Here is a 17,673-nt window from a genome sequence, read left to right on the forward strand (position 1 = left end):
TAGTAAACGAATAACAAAAATAGTACTTTAGTTACTAATGAAAAAACTGTTATTCGTAAAATTTCTACGAAATCGTTATAGAAACGACTTATCGAAAACTAAAGGCAATAAATTAGCTAGTGAATTTGACATTACTACTTTGCCTGTTTCTCCCATAAAATAAATCTCAATTGGAGATTCTTGCTTTACTTCGTATTCGGCAATAGCCTGACGACAAGCTCCACAAGGTGGTATTGGAGTTAGGGTTTGGTGAGATTTAGAGCCAGCTGTTAATGCCATTCTGATAATTTTCGCATCAGGATACTGAGCTCCAGCATAATAAATTGCTGTTCGTTCTGCACACAATCCAGATGGATAAGATGCATTTTCTTGATTATTACCAGTTACTATTTCGTCGTTATCTAGCAATATTGCTGCACCTACATAAAAATTAGAGTAAGGCGCATATGCTTTTTGCCTTACTTCAATTGCTTTGCTCATCAACATTGCAACATCTGATGGTAATTCATCAAAGTTATCATATACAAGTAATGTTGACTCAATTTTTACTTCCTTCATTTTAAAAATGGTATTAGATAAAAAAACTATTGCTTTTAAGTAAAACAATAGTCTTTATATATCTTATTTTAATTACTACTAATATTCATCATACTCTCCATCACCAAAGTTAAAGGTTAGAGAAAAACGTAATGTATTTTCTAAAGGGCTTTGTACTTTAGATGCTGAGAATAAATACGACATATCTATATTTATAGTTGTATACTTAAATCCTGCTCCTAAAGCAAAAAACTTACGTGCACCTTTTTCTTCGCTTTCATTAAAATATCCTGCTCTAAATGCAAATGAATCTTCATATTGATATTCAGCTCCTAAAGCCCAAGTAAATTCTTTAAGCTCTTCACTGAATCCTCCTGGAGCATCACCAAATGATTGGAATACGCCTTTTATAAAGCTTACATCATTAGATTGCCCTTCAACAATTATAGTTGGCTCATCACTATCTTGTGTTCCATTATCATTATTATCAACAAATCCTAAAATTGGAGGTGATGGCACTAATAGCTTAGTAATCTCTGCAGTAACTGCTACTTTATTATAATCATCAAAAATAAAATCGAAACCACCACCAAGTCTTAAGTTTGTTGGTAAGAAGTTCTCACGTCCAGCATCGTCATACTTAATTGTTGGACCTAAATTTTGAATTGCAAAACCTGCTCTCCAACGACCATTAAAACTATCGTAAGCATTTTCTTCACTTTGATAGTAACCAGAAATATCTACAGCAATTGAACTTGCTGCACTAGCATTTGCATCGACAGCTTGAATTCTAAGGTCTGAACGTAAATAACGTAAACCTACAGCCATTGAGAATTGATCTGCCAAACGTAAAGAGTACGATGCGTCTATTGTAAGTTCGTTTGGTTTTTCAATTAGTTCTTCAGAAAATTCATCTTGCACGATACCTATTTCACCTAAACTAAAATACTTAAAACTTGCTGCAAAAGCACTACGTTCATTAAGTCTATTAAAATAGGTTACATTTCCAAGAAAAATATCATTCACCAGTTTACTTAAATATGGTGTATAACTAACACCAATACCAGATTTAGCTTCAGAAAACGCATATTTTGATTGATTCCATTGTTGTGAGTAAGCATCTACAGATGTAGCAACTCCCATATCTCCCATACCAGCAGCACGTGCATCTGATGCAATAAGTAAAAAAGGAACTCCAGTTGTTATAACTGAAGATTGATTATCAAAAATAATTGTTTCTTGTGCAGTAGATATATTATAAACTGTTAATGTGATAAGAGTTAAAATTAATTTTTTCATACAATTTTTGGGTTCTAATTAGTGCGTTTGAGGCATTAATTTATTAAGCAAATATAAATTTTTATTATAGTATTACAAGTTTTTGAATCTTTTCGACCTGTTTATTAAGCTGATTTGACCTTACTTTGAGTTTATAAATATAAACTCCTTTTCCTATTTTATCTCCAAAATCATCTCTTCCATCCCAAACGATATCTTTAGATAAATTACTGGTTGATTTTATACCTCCAGTTGTTTGACCATTTAAGGTTCTTACCAACTTTCCTGAAACAGTGAATATCTGTATAGAAACGTCTAAAGGCTCTGAACTATTGTGATTAAACCAAAATTCGGTGTAATTTATGAACGGATTTGGGTAGTTTAATACATTGTTAATGACTAATTCTTCATCTTTATCATGTACAATAAACTGTATTTCAGCGGTTGATGAATTGTTATATACATCCCAAGCTTTTAATGTTAAAGTGTGCAATCCTGGTGTTAAATCTCTGAATCCATAAGAGACTTTTCCATTTGTATAATCATCTACATTAGCTTGATAATAATCATTTAAAACGTATGGATTTGTTTCATCACCATCAATAGTGGCGACAATATCATGACCAATACCACTTGCTGTGTTAATACCATTATCATCTTGCAGCTTTACTAAAAGCGTTGGCGCTTCATTCGTAATTCCTCCTGACACAAAATTTTCATCATTCATAAACAAGTTAATAACTGGCCCAACATTATCTTCTTCTGCATTTTCGTTAATGCCTCCAACTTGTATATCGAAACTTGATCCTGCTTGGTCTTGTAATGGGTTTTCTGTTTTAGCATAAAAACTCACTTTACCTGGCCCGACTGGAACACCTATATCTCTAGGCACAACAAACTCGAAATCAAACTGACCATTAGTAATTGTTGCTTGACCTTTAAAAATAACTTCGCCAAGTGTTTTAAAATTCATAATTACATATTGTCCATTTTGAACGGTTCCATCATTTCCTAATGTTTGTCTATCAATTTCTTTATCAAATATTGTTGCTGTTAATACACCATTATAATTTGATAATAGGTTATCTGAAACATCAACAACTTCTCCAGATAATTTTATTCTACTTAAGGCTTCAAGAACATCGTTATTTTGCCCAATTGGCACATCATTTATTTTAGTAAGTTTTATATTTGGCCTAGCAAAAGATAGCTTCATTGCTGGATCACCTATAAAAAACACTAATAGTTTTTGTTCAATTCCAGTAATTGATGAGTGTGTTTTAGTTAGTCGTAATGCCTCAGCCATAGAAGGATATTCGTTTGACCCATAAGCAAAAAGGTATTGTTCTAAAACGATATTAAAAGAAACTCCTACACTTACAAAAACTGCTCTAGTTGTTGTTATAAGACCTATAGATCCTCCTTGTTTATTCCAATACAAATATTCTCCTGCAGTAGGACGAGTTGGATCATCAAACTTAGTATACTCACAAGTAACAGTAACAAAACAATTAAACTTACATATATTGCTTACTTCCTGAGAATCATTTTTATCGAAAATACGCTCGTGAGCAAGCCCATCTTCTCCTCCATGCCCAAAATAATTAATCACCAATGCTCCAACATCAATAGCATCTCTTACAGCTTTGTTTACAGCTGGATACCTTTCTCCACTTGCTGATGCTTGTTGCTGATAAGAATCTGCATGTATTTTTATAGGATTTAAAAATGGCTTTTCTGTCGTTATTTCGTTTGCTATATTATCTGTGGTCTGTTGTAAAACAGCCTCATAAGGCTCATCTACATCATCAGAAATGATAATAAAATTATTTCTCCAACTTCCGTATGAACCTGTTTGATAATACAAATCAATTTTATCAACCATCTCTTTTGCTCGTTGAGGAGTCTCTGCAAGAATTCTTCCAACAGCTATATCTAATTTATTAGAAGTTGCCATATTACCTTCGTTACTGTCCATCATTCCAAAGAAATCATCTGAAGCAAAAGAATTTGTCAAACTAAAACTATTATACGAATGCCATACAGGAACAATATTGGTGTTATTATTTATTCTACTTTTATAATCAAAAGAAGCATCTCCAAAAAGACATAAATATTTTAATCTGTTTTCTGGAGCACTTGCATTGTCATATACATATTTTACAAGGTTTCTAATGGCTGAAATATCTTGATTTCCAGAGCTAAATTCAGTATAAATTTCATTTAGAGTTACAACTTTAACGTTTAAATTATACTGATCTCGATTAATTTGAGCTAACCTTTCTGCTTGAGATAAAAAATTGTTTGGTGAAATAATTATGTAGTCAACATCTTGAAATTGTCCTTGGGCATTATTAAATATTGTTCCCTTAATATTTTGATTATTAACTCTGGTATTAGCATCTCTTAATGGCACGTAATAATCTGAAGGTGTTACAACCAAATACTTTCTTAATGTTCCTGCGGTTGCTTTAAAATTTAGTGTAGCACTTTGATTAGAATTAATAACATTTGTTACATCATACTTATTTGTAATATCCCAAACTTCAGATACATTTGATGTATTAGAAATTTGATATTCAACAACTCCTGAAGAACTTGCTATGCTATTTTTTTTAAAAATGAATTGATCTCCTTCAAAATTTAAACTTCTAGTAGCTTCTAAAGAAATAAAGTCTAAATAGCCATGTGAGGAAGGGTTTCCATTATTATTGTATGTTAAAGTAACATCAATATCTGATGAATTAACGGTAATATTATTATCTAAAGAGTTTCCACTAGCTAATGTAGAATCATTAATTGGCTGAAATGCTAAAGTCCCAATCGCATTACCATTAGCTTTTACTTGCATTGTAGTTTGCACGTCTGCTGTAGCTGCCGCAAGTACTCTTAACCTAACTGGTTCTGTTGTTATTAAATTTGGAAAACTAAAACTAAATACTTTTTCATTTTCTATATCAAATCTATCACTAAACCAACGTCTACCAAGCTTTGCTATATTAAACTCATCAACTTCGTAGAATTGATAATCTTGAAATGTATTCACGTTAATATTTGCTGCTTGATTTGGTTGAACCATGTTTTGAATTCGTTTACCATTGCCATTACTTATATTTACATAATAGTAAGATTTGTCTGTGTAAGCATTAATATTCGTAATACTCTCTGCATTATATCCTGTTGGGCCTTCAGCATAAAACAATATATAATCTTCATTATTAAAGACACCATCTTCTTCTCCTACAAACTTAATAGCATTTTCAGTTAAGTCTAAAGGGTAGCTAACTGAATTAGGCATTGGTAACATTGCTCCACCATTACCATATATTTTAACAGTTCGAGGGTCAACATTGGTATTCGCACCTAATTGATTTAAAAAACTTTTTGAAATTCTAAATACTCCTGTTTTATCTACATAAAAACGATACCATTGACCAGAACTTAGTACTGAATTAACAATAGCCTGAGGCTCTGCAGCTAAAGCATTTCTGTTTGAAGATGCATTATAATTAACAGTAAAAGAAGTTATCTTTTTATATACTCCATTATCATTAATAATAGGTGTTAATTCAAAAAACACAGAGCGTTTGCCTCTTGCATTAGTATTTGATAATTTAATTTTTGGAGTATTAGGAATCGTATTAATTGACAACCCTTTTAATTCAGTAACAGAAATAACTGAATAACTTACATTACTTAAATTAACCGAACTTTCATTAATTTCACTATTTGCTTCCCACTCTGAAAAGAAAGTTAAACCTTTAGTTTCATCAAAACTAAAATTCTCTTTATTAAAAGTTGGCACTTCAATAGTTGAGTAATCTGTCTTTAAAATTGTTGTTCCACTCCAATTGATTTCAAATCTCTTTTGTTGTGAAAAACAAATAGAAAAAAACAGAAGAGTAATTAGAAGAGAGTATTTTTTCATCAATTTGGTCAATCTTTATTATAATAAATAGTCATAAAGCGGCTAAAAACTAATATTAAATCATCAGTATAAATAACGTTAACAATATTAGGTTATTATAAGGTTGCAATTTTTTATTCAAAATTACAACAATAAATGATTTTTTCAACCGTTATTGAGAAACAAATTACATCGATAAACTGATTAAAAATCCGTTGTTATGTATAAAAAAAAGGATGAAATGCAATTTTTTTTGTAAAATAGATTAAAAAAATGTTGTTAATATTTCTATAATTACTATATTGCGTCTCTAAATTTAACTAGCTTACTTAAAAAGTATGGATATGAAAAACGTCTTAAATCTAAGGATATTATTAGCCCTAATGCTATCTTTAGCAATGTTTAGCTGTAAAAGATCATCGTCATCTAAGAACGATTCCAGAGCTACTGGATGGAAAATCAATGACAAAAATGGTGGTTTTCAGTACAATACGAATTTTAAAGAACAAGCCACTTCGCCTGGTTTAGTTTTTATTGAAGGTGGTACATTTACTATGGGTAAAGTACAAGATGATGTGATGCATGATTGGAATAACTCTCCTAATCAGCAACACGTACAATCATTTTACATGGATGAAACCGAAGTTACCAATAAAATGTATTTAGAATATTTAGATTGGTTAAAACGAGTTTATCCTCCAGATGATCCAAATTTCAAATTAATATACGAAGGCGCATTACCTGACACTTTAGTTTGGAGAAATCGTTTAGGCTACGCTGAAATGATGACAGAAAACTACTTACGTCATCCAGGTTATGGTGAGTACCCTGTTGTTGGTGTTAGCTGGATTCAGGCTGTTGAATTTGCTGATTGGAGAACTGATCGTGTAAATGAACTTTATTTAGAAGATGCTGGTTACTTAAAAAGAGATGCTCGTATAACAGATGTTTCTGCTGATGCAAACTTTAATACTGACACTTATATTAACGCTCCAACTGAAACTTTTGGTGGAAACGATGAAATATTAAATGGAGGTAAAAGAAGAACACAAACAAATGCAGCTGGTGAAGAAATTAATGTATATGCAAAAAGAGAATCTGGTATTATAACTCCAGAATATCGTTTGCCTTCTGAAGCGGAATGGGAATATGCAGCTCTAGGATTAAGTGAATTGAGAAGCTACAATACTATTCGTGGAAGAAAAAAATATCCTTGGAGTGGTTCTTATACAAGATCAGGAAAAAGAAAAACCAAAGGAGATCAGTTAGCAAACTTTAAGCAAGGTAAAGGGGATTATGGCGGAATCGCTGGATGGTCTGATGATGGTGCTGATATTACTGCTGAAGTAAAATCTTATGAGCCTAACGATTTTGGTTTATATGATATGGCAGGAAATGTTGCAGAATGGGTTGCCGATGTTTATCGACCAATTGTTGATGATGAGTTTAACGATTTCAACTACTATCGTGGAAACGTTTATACTAAAAATGCAATTAATGATGATGGAACTGTAAAAGTTGTAACTACAGATGATATCGTTTACGATACACTTAGCAACGGTAAAATAGTTCCAAGAAATTTACCAGGAGAAATACACCAAGTTCCTGTTAATGAAAATGAAACATACTTAAGAACAAATTTTGATTCTAGTGATAATAGAAACTTTAGAGATGGAGACAAACGTTCTTCGCGTCAATTTGGTGGAAATTTCAATGAAGATGAAACTGTTACAGATAGTGAAACAGGTAAAATGTATAACTCACCAAAGCATAAAATTGAAAGAGATTCTGCTGGAGCGTTAATTAAAAATTATGATAAATCTAATGAAAGAACATCATTAATTAATGATAACGCTAGAGTTTATAAAGGTGGTTCTTGGAAAGATAGAGAATACTGGATTGACCCAGCTCAACGTCGTTATTTCCCACAAGATATGGCAACAGACTACATCGGATTTAGATGTGCAATGTCTAGAGTTGGTTCAAAATCAAAAGGAAAAAATAAGACTAGAAATTAATTTTATAATTTTTAATAAATAAAAAAAGTCCTAACCTTTGTGTTGGGACTTTTTTTATTACATTTATTTTATGAGTATAGATCAAATTTACAACTACTTTCTGCAGTGCGATTCAGTAAGTACAGACACAAGAAAAATTACAAAAAACAGTATGTTTTTTGCACTAAAAGGTGAAAATTTTAATGGTAATACATTTGCAGAAAAAGCTTTAAAAGAAGGAGCCAAATATTGTGTTGTTGATGAAAAAGAATATGCAATCAATAAAAATTATTTACTCGTGAGTGATGTACTTAAAACATTACAACAACTTGCAACATACCACAGAAAACAGTTAAATATTCCAATCATAGCATTAACAGGTAGTAATGGAAAAACAACCACTAAAGAGTTGATAAATGCAGTTTTATCGACTCAATTTAAAACTGTAGCTACACAAGGAAATTTAAACAACCATATTGGAGTCCCTTTAACACTTCTTAAACTAACTAAAGATACTCAAATTGGTATTATTGAGATGGGAGCAAATCACCATAAGGAAATTGAGCTATTAAGCAATATAGCCTTACCAGATTATGGATTGATAACAAACTTTGGAAAAGCTCACATAGAAGGGTTTGGAAGCATTGAAGGCGTTATAAAAGCTAAGTCAGAATTATATGATCATTTAAAAGAGCATAATAAACTAATTTTTGTTAATGAGAATGATTTAACTCAAGTAAAACAGACAGAAGAATATAATAACTTAAACAAATTTGGCACAGCTTCTACAAGCGATTCGGTAATAGAACTCGTTAGCACACAACCTTTTGTAACTATAAGATATAAAGAAAAAATAATTAAAAGCAATCTAGCAGGCACATATAACTTTAATAATATTGCTGTTGCTATTGCTATAGGCAATTACTTTAAAATAGATTTAAATAATATCGTTTCTGCAATTGAAAGTTATGTACCAACAAACAATAGGTCGCAACTAATAGAAAAAGGTAGTAATACTATAATTATGGATGCGTATAACGCAAATCCAACTAGTATGTTAGCAGCATTAGAAAACTTTAAACAATTGGAAAAAAACTATAAAATTTTGTTTTTGGGAGATATGTTTGAGCTAGGATCAACAGCTGAAGAAGAACACCAGAATATTGTAAATTATCTTGAGAAGAACAATATAGGTAATACCTTTTTAGTTGGTAAAAATTTTTACAAAACCAAAGTAAATATTACTTCTATATTAAAGTTTGAGACTTTTGATGATTTGAAAGCTGAACTACAACTAAATCAAATAAAAAATAAATTTATACTTATAAAAGGTTCTCGTGGAATGGCTCTTGAGCGCATTTTAGAACTTCTTTAATCAACTTAAACAGCATTGATTTAACACAATAAAAAAAGTTCATACGTTTGTATGAACTTTTTTAGATTAGTGGGCGATGAGGGGTTCGAACCCCCGACCCCCTCGGTGTAAACGAGGTGCTCTGAACCAGCTGAGCTAATCGCCCTTCGTTATTGGACTGCAAATATAAATTAGTTTTTCATTTCGCAAAAGGTTTTTTTAAAAAAAATTAAATTATTTCTGCTACAACAAAAGTACTTCCACCAACATAAATTAAATCATCAGTAACTGCATATTGTTTTGCACTATTTAAAGCTTCTTCAACACTCTGATACACATTGCCTTTGAAGCCATTGGAGACAAAAACATCATGTAATTTTGTTGCATCTAAACCTCTTGGCAAATTGGGCCTACAAAAATAATAAATAGCTTCTTTTGGTAGTAACGGAAAAATTGAGTCTACATCTTTGTCATTTACAACTCCAAAAACAATATGCAATTGGTTAAAGTTTTCATTTAAGAGCTGATTGATTACATATTTTAAACCTTCTTTATTATGTGCTGTATCACAAATAACTTTAGGTGAATTCTGCAATATTTGCCAACGCCCTTTTAATCCAGTATTATTTACAACGTTAAGCAATCCTTGTTTTAAATTTTTATCTGAGATTTTTAAAGACTTAGAGTTGACAACTTTTATAGTTTGGAGAACAGTTTTGATATTTCTTTGTTGATAAAATCCTTTCAGGTCAGACTCAAAAACTTTGTCAATGTTATGATCAGCAAAATAAATTTCTGAATGATTTTTTTTAGCCAAACTTTTAAATACAGATTGTGTCTCGGTTTGTGTTTCACCTATCACGACAGGAATGTTAGGCTTTATGATTCCTCCCTTTTCAACAGCGATAGCTTCTAATGTCGTTCCTAAAAATTGTGTATGATCTAATCCTATATTAGTAATTACTGATACTTCAGGCGTAATTATATTGGTAGAATCTAATCGTCCTCCCATACCAACTTCAATAATGGCTATATCTACTTTTTTCCTTGAAAAATAATCGAAAGCCATTCCAACAGTCATTTCAAAAAATGACAGTGAGTTTGCCTCAAAAAATGACTTATGCTTATGTATAAAGCCAATAACAAATTGTTTGCTCACATCTTTGCCATTAATCTTTATACGCTCTCTAAAGTCTTTTAAATGTGGTGAAGTATACAAACCTACTTTATATCCTGCTTCTTGAAGTATTGAAGCCAACATATGACTAGTAGACCCTTTTCCATTTGTACCTGCTACATGAATGGTTTTAAATTTATTTTCAGGATTGTTTAGGTGTTTTGCTAAAAGTAATGTGTTGTCTAAATTGGCCTTGTATGCAGTTTTACCTTGGCTTTGATACATTGGTAACTGCTTAAACATCCAGTTGACAGTATCTTGGTAAGTCATTTATTGAGTAACACTAAAATCAATTTTTACAAAACCTATTTGAGTAACTGGTGCTTTGGAATCCGCAGGCCATTTATATGTTAGTGCTGTTTTTTTTGCAGCTTCATATAAACACAAATCTCCTGTGGTTCCTTTTTTCCCAGGAATTGCATTAACTACTCTACCTTCTCTATTTACATGAATTTCAACAACTACTCTACCTTCTTCATTACAATCTGGCACAACTTTACCGTTTGTAGGCTTCCCTCGTCCATTGAGTCCATATCCAGTACCATTGCCTCCGCTTCCTGTTCCTGGCTGTCCAAAATAACTTGGCGCATATGGATCTCCATCTAATTGGCCCTTATCACCTGGCTTACCATCAGGGCCTTCTCCTCCTGCTGTTTTACCATCCGATTTTTTTACACCACTTATTAAGGCATCAAGTTTTGCTTTTTTATCAGCTTCTTCTTGTCTTTTTTTGGCTTCAGCTACTTCTTTCTCTCTTTGTACTCGTTCTGCATCTGACTTAGCCTTTGCATCTGCTTTTGCTTTTGCATCAGCAGCTTCTTTTTGTTTTTTTATGGCTATAGATTCAGCATTATCTTCAGTTAAAACTTTTTCAGCAGCTTTTTCAGATTTTGAAGGCTCGGCTTTTGTTTGCTCAACTTTAGATTCTTTAACTTGAGGCTCTTCAATAACTTCTCTCGGCTCAGATTTTATTGGCTCTAAGGGTTGAACATCTCCGCTACCTACTTCAGAATTTCCAAAATTTACTGCAACACCATATTCTAATGGTGGATCCATATATTTATGACCAACTACAAATAAAAGCAACAACAAAATGACCACAATTAGTGTTGTGATTTTTGCTGAATTTCGCTCATGTATGGTTTCTAAATATTTCATTTTTTAATCATTAGGCTTAACTGCCAAAATAACTTTAAATTTATTTCTATTAGCAATGTCCATAACTTTTACAACATGCTCTACTGCTACAGATTTTTCTGCTCTTAAAACAATTGTTGGTTCTTCTTGATTAGCTAATAGTGTTTTTAATTCTGATTCTAACATACTTTCACCAACAACTTTTTGATCTATATAGTATGTTAAATTTTCTTTTATACTAACTGCAACTGACTTTTTGTTTTCAGTTTTCCCACTAGCTTTTGGTAACAATATGTCTATTGCATTAGTTGTTACCAAAGTTGATGCCAACATGAAAAATATCAATAACAAGAATACAATATCTGTCATTGACGACATATTGAACTCAGGTGTTACTTTATTTCTTCCTCTAATTCTCATTAAATTGGCTCGTTTAAATGGTCTAAAAACTCTAACGAATTAGCTTCCATTTGGTATATCACTTTATCAGTTTTTACAACTAAATGATTATATGCCATATATGCTACAATACCTACTATAAGTCCACCAACTGTAGTTGTCATTGCTGTATATAATCCGTCAGCTAATAACTTAATATCTATTTGTCCACCAGAATTAGCTATCTCAAATATAGAAAGTATCATTCCAATAACCGTTCCAAGAAACCCAATCATTGGAGCTACGCCAGAAATTGTTGCTAAAACAGAAACGTTTTTTTCTAATTCATAAACTTCTAGACGACCAGCGTTTTCTATTGCTGTATTTATATCAGCTAGAGGTTTACCAATTCTCGTAATACCTTTATTAATTAACCTTGATACTGGCGAATTTACTTGTGCACATAATAATTGAGCTGAATCTATTTTACCATGCGACACATGGTCTTTAATTTGATTCATAAAATTTGCATCAATTTTTGATGCTGCTTTTATTGCAAAAATGCGCTCAAAATAAATATATAAGGCCACAAACAATAGCACAAATAGGATGGCTATAATAATCATTCCTGCAGTACCACCACTACCAATTAATTCGATAATAGAAAGTGTTTTTTCTACAGATTCTCCTTCAGGAACTAATTCTGCTCCATCTTGAATATTACTCAGTAATATCATATTTATAATTTGTTTAATTAGTGTATTAACGTATAAAAAATAACTTAAGTATATCTTTTAAAATATTGTTCTAGTAAACATAAATGTAACTGCGCCTGCTAAAAACCCAATTAAGGCTAACCAAGAGATTTTTTTCAAATACCAAAAGAAATCTATTTTCTCCATTCCCATTGCGACAACACCAGCTGCCGAACCAATAATTAGCATACTTCCTCCTGTACCAGCTGAATAAGCAACAAAATGCCAAAGTTCATTATCCATAGGCTCTGAAAACATTCCTAAACTTGCTGCTACTAATGGTACATTATCAATTACTGCAGATGCAACACCTAAAAGTAAAATTACTAAATCAGAGACTCCTGTATGATGTAACTCTGTTCCTAACATTGGCATACCCTCTTTTAAAGCAGTTGCAAATTCGAACAAAATCCCTAAAGATTCAAGTGCTGCAACAGCCATTAAAATTCCTAAGAAAAATAATATACTCGGTAATTCAATTTTAGATAAAGAAGCATGTACAGGACTATGATGTGCATGTGCATCACTTTCTGCTGAATCGAACTGTGCTAAACTAAACTTTGAACTACTATATAATTCAGCAAAAATCGCTACAACGCCAAGTGCTAACATCATACCTACATATGGAGGCAAATGAGTTATAGTCTTAAAAATCGGCACAGATACTATTGCGCCAAGTCCTAAATATAACATTGTAGAACTAAATTTGCTTTTTGGTTTATCATCTACATTCTCTTCAATATCTAATTTTCCTTTGAAAACAGGCAAAAATGAAGCAATAAATGAAGGTATAGCCATACAAACTAAAGACGGTAAGAATAAGTAAACAAATAAGTGATCTGTTGATACTTTTTTACCTATCCAAAGCATTGTTGTAGTTACATCTCCTATAGGAGACCAAGCTCCACCTGCATTAGCCGCAATTATAATTAAACCAGCATACCAAAGACGAACATCTCTATCTTTTACTATTTTTTGTAGTATAGATATTAAAACAATTGTAGCTGTTAGATTATCTATTATTGCTGATAGAATGAATGCTAAAATTGAAAATATCCAAAGTATTTTTTTCTTACTCTTTGTCTTTATAAAGCCTTTAATTGTTGAAAAACCATCAAAATAATCAATAATTTCAACTATTGTCATGGCTCCAAGAAGGAAAACTAAAATTTCAGCAGTTTTACCTAAATGATGTAATAATGTTTCTTCCATTATATGCATCTTTTCTTCATGAGGCATTACTCCAAATCCTTCTAATAAACTATGCTTTGCTGAATCAAACCATTGTGGGAATGTTTCTAATCCTAATGAAATAAGAGCCCAACTTATTGCCATCATTACTAAGGCAGGAATAAGTTTGTCAATTTTAATGCTGTGCTCTAATGTAATGGCTAAATACCCTATTACAAATACTAATATAATTACTGTTTCCATAAATATTTATGTTAAATAAGCTGACTTAAAGCGATTTCAAACGCTGTCTCACTTACTCCTGTTTTAGTTTGATTTTTATTATATACTTTTTTAATTGCTTCTTTTATTCTATTGGATGTATCACTAAAAATAGCATCATCTGTCATTTGTACCTTTTGCTCCATAAAATATGCAAACACTCTTGCCATACCACAGTTAGAAATAAAATCTGGAATTAAACTGATTTTGTTATCTGTATACTCCATTATAGGGCCAAAGAAAATCTCTTTATCTGCAAAAGGGACATTAGCTCCACATGAAATAACTTCCAAACCAGTATCAATCATTTGATCTATTTGTTGTTTTGTTATTAATCTTGAAGCTGCACAGGGAGCGAATATTTCAGTTTCTAACGACCAAATTTTTTCATTAATAACATTAAAAGGTATTAAATTATCACTAACAAGCGTGTTTCCGGTTTTATTAAGGTATAAGTTAGTGATTTCTTCAAAAGTGAAGCCTTCTTCTTTAATTAATCCGCCAACAATATCAATTATTCCAACAACCTTTGCTCCCATTTGCGATAAATAAAAAGCAGCAGCAGCACCTACATTACCAAAACCTTGAACTATTGCTCGCTTACCAACTATTGAATCTCCTTGAACGTCATAAAAATGTCTTGCAGCTTCTGCTACACCATAACCAGTAATCATATCGGCTACTGTATATTTTCGGCGAACATCTGGAGAATATTTTGGGTTTTCAATTACTTTAATAACACCATGACGTAATTGACCAATGCGATTAATTTTATCTGCTTGAGTAGGCTTAAAATGACCTTCGAAAACACCTTCTTGTGGATGCCAAACACCACTCTCTTCGGTAATTGGAATTACTTCATGAATCTCGTCAACATTCAAATCACCACCAGTACCATAATAACTTTTAAGTAATGGTGAAACTGCTTTATACCAGCGTTCTAACACGCCTTTTTTTCTTGGATCGTGAGGATCAAAATTAATTCCAGACTTTGCACCACCAATTGCAGGTCCAGAAACAGTAAACTTAACTTCCATCGTTTTGGCTAATGATAAAACTTCATTCATATCAAGCCCTTTACGCATACGAGTTCCACCACCAGCAGCTCCACCTCGTAATGAGTTGATTACTGTCCAGCCTTCTGCTTCGGTTTCAGGATCTTTCCAATTAAAAATAATTTCAGGTTCTTTGTCTTCGTACTTTTGAAGTAAATCTTTCATCTAGTTAGTTATTCTGAAACAAATATAAAAAACTAAAAATCGTTAAATATTAATTTTCTAATAATTTTAATGAATATATATTTTACCTGAGCTATGATTTTTGAATGCTCCTGTAACACTACTTAAACAGTTGACTTCATCTCGTAATTTTAAAACACCTAGAAACCCAAAAATCAATGCTTCTTTAAACTCAATAATTAATTGATTTGGAATGACAATCTCATTTTTAGTCTTATCCTTAATACTTTTAATTAAAAAATCGTTGTAAACGCCTCCTCCAGTTATTAAAACTGTTACGTTACTTTTTTTATTAATTTCTTTTGTTATTTGAATTGAAGTGTGTTCAATTAGTGTTCTTAAAATATCATTAACCTGAAGATTATAAGAGTTTACTAATGGAAATATTTCTGTTTTAACCCATTCTAACCCTAAAGATTTTGGATGCTCCTTTTTATAAAACTCTAATGAATTTAAATCATTCAATAGTTCTATATTAATTTCTCCTGAAGATCCTATTTTGCCCTTGTCATCATAATCCAAATCTAACTTATTTACATAATGATTTAAAACAATATTAACTGGACAGATATCATAGGCAATCCTTTCATTATCAATCTCTGAGGAAATATTTGCAAAACCTCCTAAATTCAAGCAAAAATCATATTCAGAAAACAATAGTCTATCTCCTATTGGTACCAATGGAGCACCTTGACCTCCAAGTTCAACATCTTCAACTCTAAAATCACAAACAACCTTTTGTTTTGTAATCAATGCAATTTTGGGTAGGTTACCAATTTGATAAGTTAACCTATTTTCTGGTCGATGCAATGCTGTATGACCATGAGAACATACTGCATCCAAGGTTGTAATATTGTGTTTTGCTATAAATTTTTTGATAATTTCACTTAAATGAGTCGTATAATCGTCATCTAAAACTTTTAATTCAGAAATAGACAAAGCAACTAAACTTTTTAGTTTTTTAAGCCATTGCTGACTATATTTAACTGTCTCTGCTTTATGAATAGTAAATTCCCATTTTTTATTATGAGTAAAGGTAATATACGCCAAATCAATGCCATCAAGCGATGTTCCAGACATGACACCTATAACGTTATAGCTATTTTTTAACATATCAGTAAAAATAGCAATTCGTTTTGAAAAAATGCCATTAAACCTCTATCTTTGCTATCATTTTTTATCAAATCAACAACAAAATCAAACTATGGATTTTAGTCTTACAGAAGAACATATCATGATTCGCGATGCAGCTCGCGATTTTGCACAAACAGAATTACTTCCTGGCGTTATAGAACGTGATAACGAACAAAAATTTCCACAAGAACTCGTCAAAAAAATGGGAGATCTTGGTTTTATGGGTATTATGGTCGATCCAAAATATGGAGGAAGTGGTATGGATGCCATTTCGTATGTATTAATAATGGAAGAATTATCTAAAGTTGATGCTTCAGCTTCGGTAATTGTATCTGTAAATAACTCTTTAGTTTGTTATGGACTTGAAGCCTATGGAAATGAAGAACAAAAACAAAAATACTTAACTAAATTAGCGACTGGAGAGTTTGTTGGAGCATTTTGCTTAAGTGAACCAGAAGCTGGTAGTGATGCTACATCTCAAAGAACTACTGCAATAGATATGGGTGACCATTATGTTATTAATGGTACTAAAAACTGGATTACAAGTGGAGGAAGAGCTGATGTCTATTTAGTAATAGCGCAAACTGACAAAGACAAAGGTCACAGAGGTATAAATGCATTTATTGTAGAAAAAGGAACTCCAGGTTTTCATGTCGGCCCAAAAGAAGATAAGTTAGGCATTAGAGGAAGTGATACTCATACACTACAATTTAATGATGTTAAAGTTCCTAAAGCTAATAGAATTGGTGAAGATGGATTCGGTTTTAAATTTGCAATGAAAACACTTTCTGGTGGACGAATTGGTATTGCTTCACAAGCATTAGGTATAGCTTCTGGGGCTTATGAACTTGCTTTAAAGTATAGTAAAGAAAGGAAAGCGTTTGGTACTGAAATTTGCAATCACCAAGCAATTGCATTTAAGCTAGCTGATATGTACACTGATATTGAAGCTGCTAGGCATTTAGTTATGAAAGCAGCTTGGGATAAAGATCAAGGTAACAACTATGATGTTTCAAGTGCAATGGCTAAATTATTTGCTTCAAAAGTTGCGATGACTCATACAGTAGAAGCTGTACAAATTCATGGTGGTAATGGTTTTGTTAAAGAATACCATGTAGAGCGACTAATGCGTGACGCAAAAATTACACAGATTTATGAAGGTACTTCTGAAATTCAGAAGATTGTAATTTCAAGAAATTTGATTAAAGGCTAATTATAGTCCTAATAAAGTAAAAAAAATCCAACAATATAATAATTGTTGGATTTTTTTATGTTTAAAATTTGGAGTGTGATTAAAAACAAAAAGCCCTTCATGGAAACATGAAGGGC

General features: G+C 31.9%; 13 protein-coding genes and 1 tRNA gene. 3 read left to right on the plus strand and 11 right to left on the minus strand.

Annotated elements, in window-relative coordinates; genetic code table 11:
* Positions 1 to 75: 75 nt before the first annotated feature.
* The 3 genes from cdd to porU form a co-directional block, all read right to left on the minus strand.
* Positions 76 to 558: a cytidine deaminase gene (cdd, locus tag IEW41_RS12670; RefSeq protein ID WP_188606741.1), complete on the minus strand. Its 483-nt coding sequence runs from the start codon at positions 556 to 558 to the stop codon at positions 76 to 78.
* A 78-nt stretch (positions 559 to 636) separates the two neighbouring features.
* Complete coding sequence (porV, locus tag IEW41_RS12675; protein ID WP_188606742.1) at positions 637 to 1,836, minus strand: type IX secretion system outer membrane channel protein PorV; 1,200 nt, start codon at positions 1,834 to 1,836, stop codon at positions 637 to 639.
* Between the two features lie 64 nt (positions 1,837 to 1,900).
* On the minus strand, positions 1,901 to 5,743 hold the full coding sequence (porU, locus tag IEW41_RS12680) for a type IX secretion system sortase PorU (RefSeq protein WP_188606743.1): 3,843 nt from the start codon (positions 5,741 to 5,743) through the stop codon (positions 1,901 to 1,903).
* Between the two features lie 317 nt (positions 5,744 to 6,060).
* Between porU and gldJ the strand changes: the two genes are divergently transcribed.
* A complete protein-coding gene (gene gldJ, locus IEW41_RS12685; RefSeq protein WP_188606744.1) occupies positions 6,061 to 7,740 on the plus strand; it encodes a gliding motility lipoprotein GldJ in 1,680 nt (559 codons plus the stop codon).
* 70 nt (positions 7,741 to 7,810) lie between these two features.
* Complete coding sequence (locus IEW41_RS12690; protein ID WP_188606745.1) at positions 7,811 to 9,094, plus strand: UDP-N-acetylmuramoyl-tripeptide--D-alanyl-D-alanine ligase; 1,284 nt, start codon at positions 7,811 to 7,813, stop codon at positions 9,092 to 9,094.
* 70 nt (positions 9,095 to 9,164) lie between these two features.
* Here IEW41_RS12690 and IEW41_RS12695 read toward each other — a convergent pair.
* The 8 genes from IEW41_RS12695 to IEW41_RS12730 all read right to left on the minus strand — a co-directional run bounded on the left by IEW41_RS12695 (position 9,165) and on the right by IEW41_RS12730 (position 16,323).
* Positions 9,165 to 9,239 (minus strand) — tRNA-Val (locus tag IEW41_RS12695).
* Between the two features lie 63 nt (positions 9,240 to 9,302).
* Positions 9,303 to 10,520, minus strand: coding sequence for a bifunctional folylpolyglutamate synthase/dihydrofolate synthase (locus IEW41_RS12700; RefSeq protein ID WP_188606746.1), 1,218 nt, complete (start codon positions 10,518 to 10,520; stop codon positions 9,303 to 9,305).
* Entirely contained in the window at positions 10,521 to 11,408 is an 888-nt protein-coding gene (locus IEW41_RS12705; protein WP_188606747.1) for an energy transducer TonB, read from the minus strand.
* A 3-nt stretch (positions 11,409 to 11,411) separates the two neighbouring features.
* Positions 11,412 to 11,807: an ExbD/TolR family protein gene (locus IEW41_RS12710; RefSeq protein WP_188606748.1), complete on the minus strand. Its 396-nt coding sequence runs from the start codon at positions 11,805 to 11,807 to the stop codon at positions 11,412 to 11,414.
* On the minus strand, positions 11,807 to 12,502 hold the full coding sequence (locus IEW41_RS12715; protein WP_188606749.1) for a MotA/TolQ/ExbB proton channel family protein: 696 nt from the start codon (positions 12,500 to 12,502) through the stop codon (positions 11,807 to 11,809). The genes IEW41_RS12710 and IEW41_RS12715 overlap by 1 nt, the downstream gene beginning before the upstream one ends.
* Before the next feature lie 57 nt (positions 12,503 to 12,559).
* Positions 12,560 to 13,954 carry a sodium:proton antiporter NhaD gene (gene nhaD / locus IEW41_RS12720; RefSeq protein ID WP_188606750.1) on the minus strand — a complete coding sequence of 465 codons (1,395 nt, stop codon included), beginning with the start codon at positions 13,952 to 13,954 and terminating at the stop codon, positions 12,560 to 12,562.
* Positions 13,955 to 13,965: 11 nt separating this feature from the next.
* Positions 13,966 to 15,192 (minus strand): Glu/Leu/Phe/Val dehydrogenase dimerization domain-containing protein, encoded by a 1,227-nt coding sequence (locus IEW41_RS12725; protein ID WP_188606751.1) that lies wholly within the window; start codon positions 15,190 to 15,192, stop codon positions 13,966 to 13,968.
* A 66-nt stretch (positions 15,193 to 15,258) separates the two neighbouring features.
* On the minus strand, positions 15,259 to 16,323 hold the full coding sequence (locus IEW41_RS12730) for an anhydro-N-acetylmuramic acid kinase (RefSeq protein ID WP_188606752.1): 1,065 nt from the start codon (positions 16,321 to 16,323) through the stop codon (positions 15,259 to 15,261).
* Positions 16,324 to 16,414: 91 nt separating this feature from the next.
* Between IEW41_RS12730 and IEW41_RS12735 the strand changes: the two genes are divergently transcribed.
* Entirely contained in the window at positions 16,415 to 17,557 is a 1,143-nt protein-coding gene (locus IEW41_RS12735) for an acyl-CoA dehydrogenase (RefSeq protein WP_188606753.1), read from the plus strand.
* The last annotated feature ends 116 nt before the right edge of the window (positions 17,558 to 17,673 follow it).

Origin of the sequence: Aquaticitalea lipolytica, assembly GCF_014641635.1 — a bacterium.
GTDB classification, from domain to species: domain Bacteria; phylum Bacteroidota; class Bacteroidia; order Flavobacteriales; family Flavobacteriaceae; genus Aquaticitalea; species Aquaticitalea lipolytica.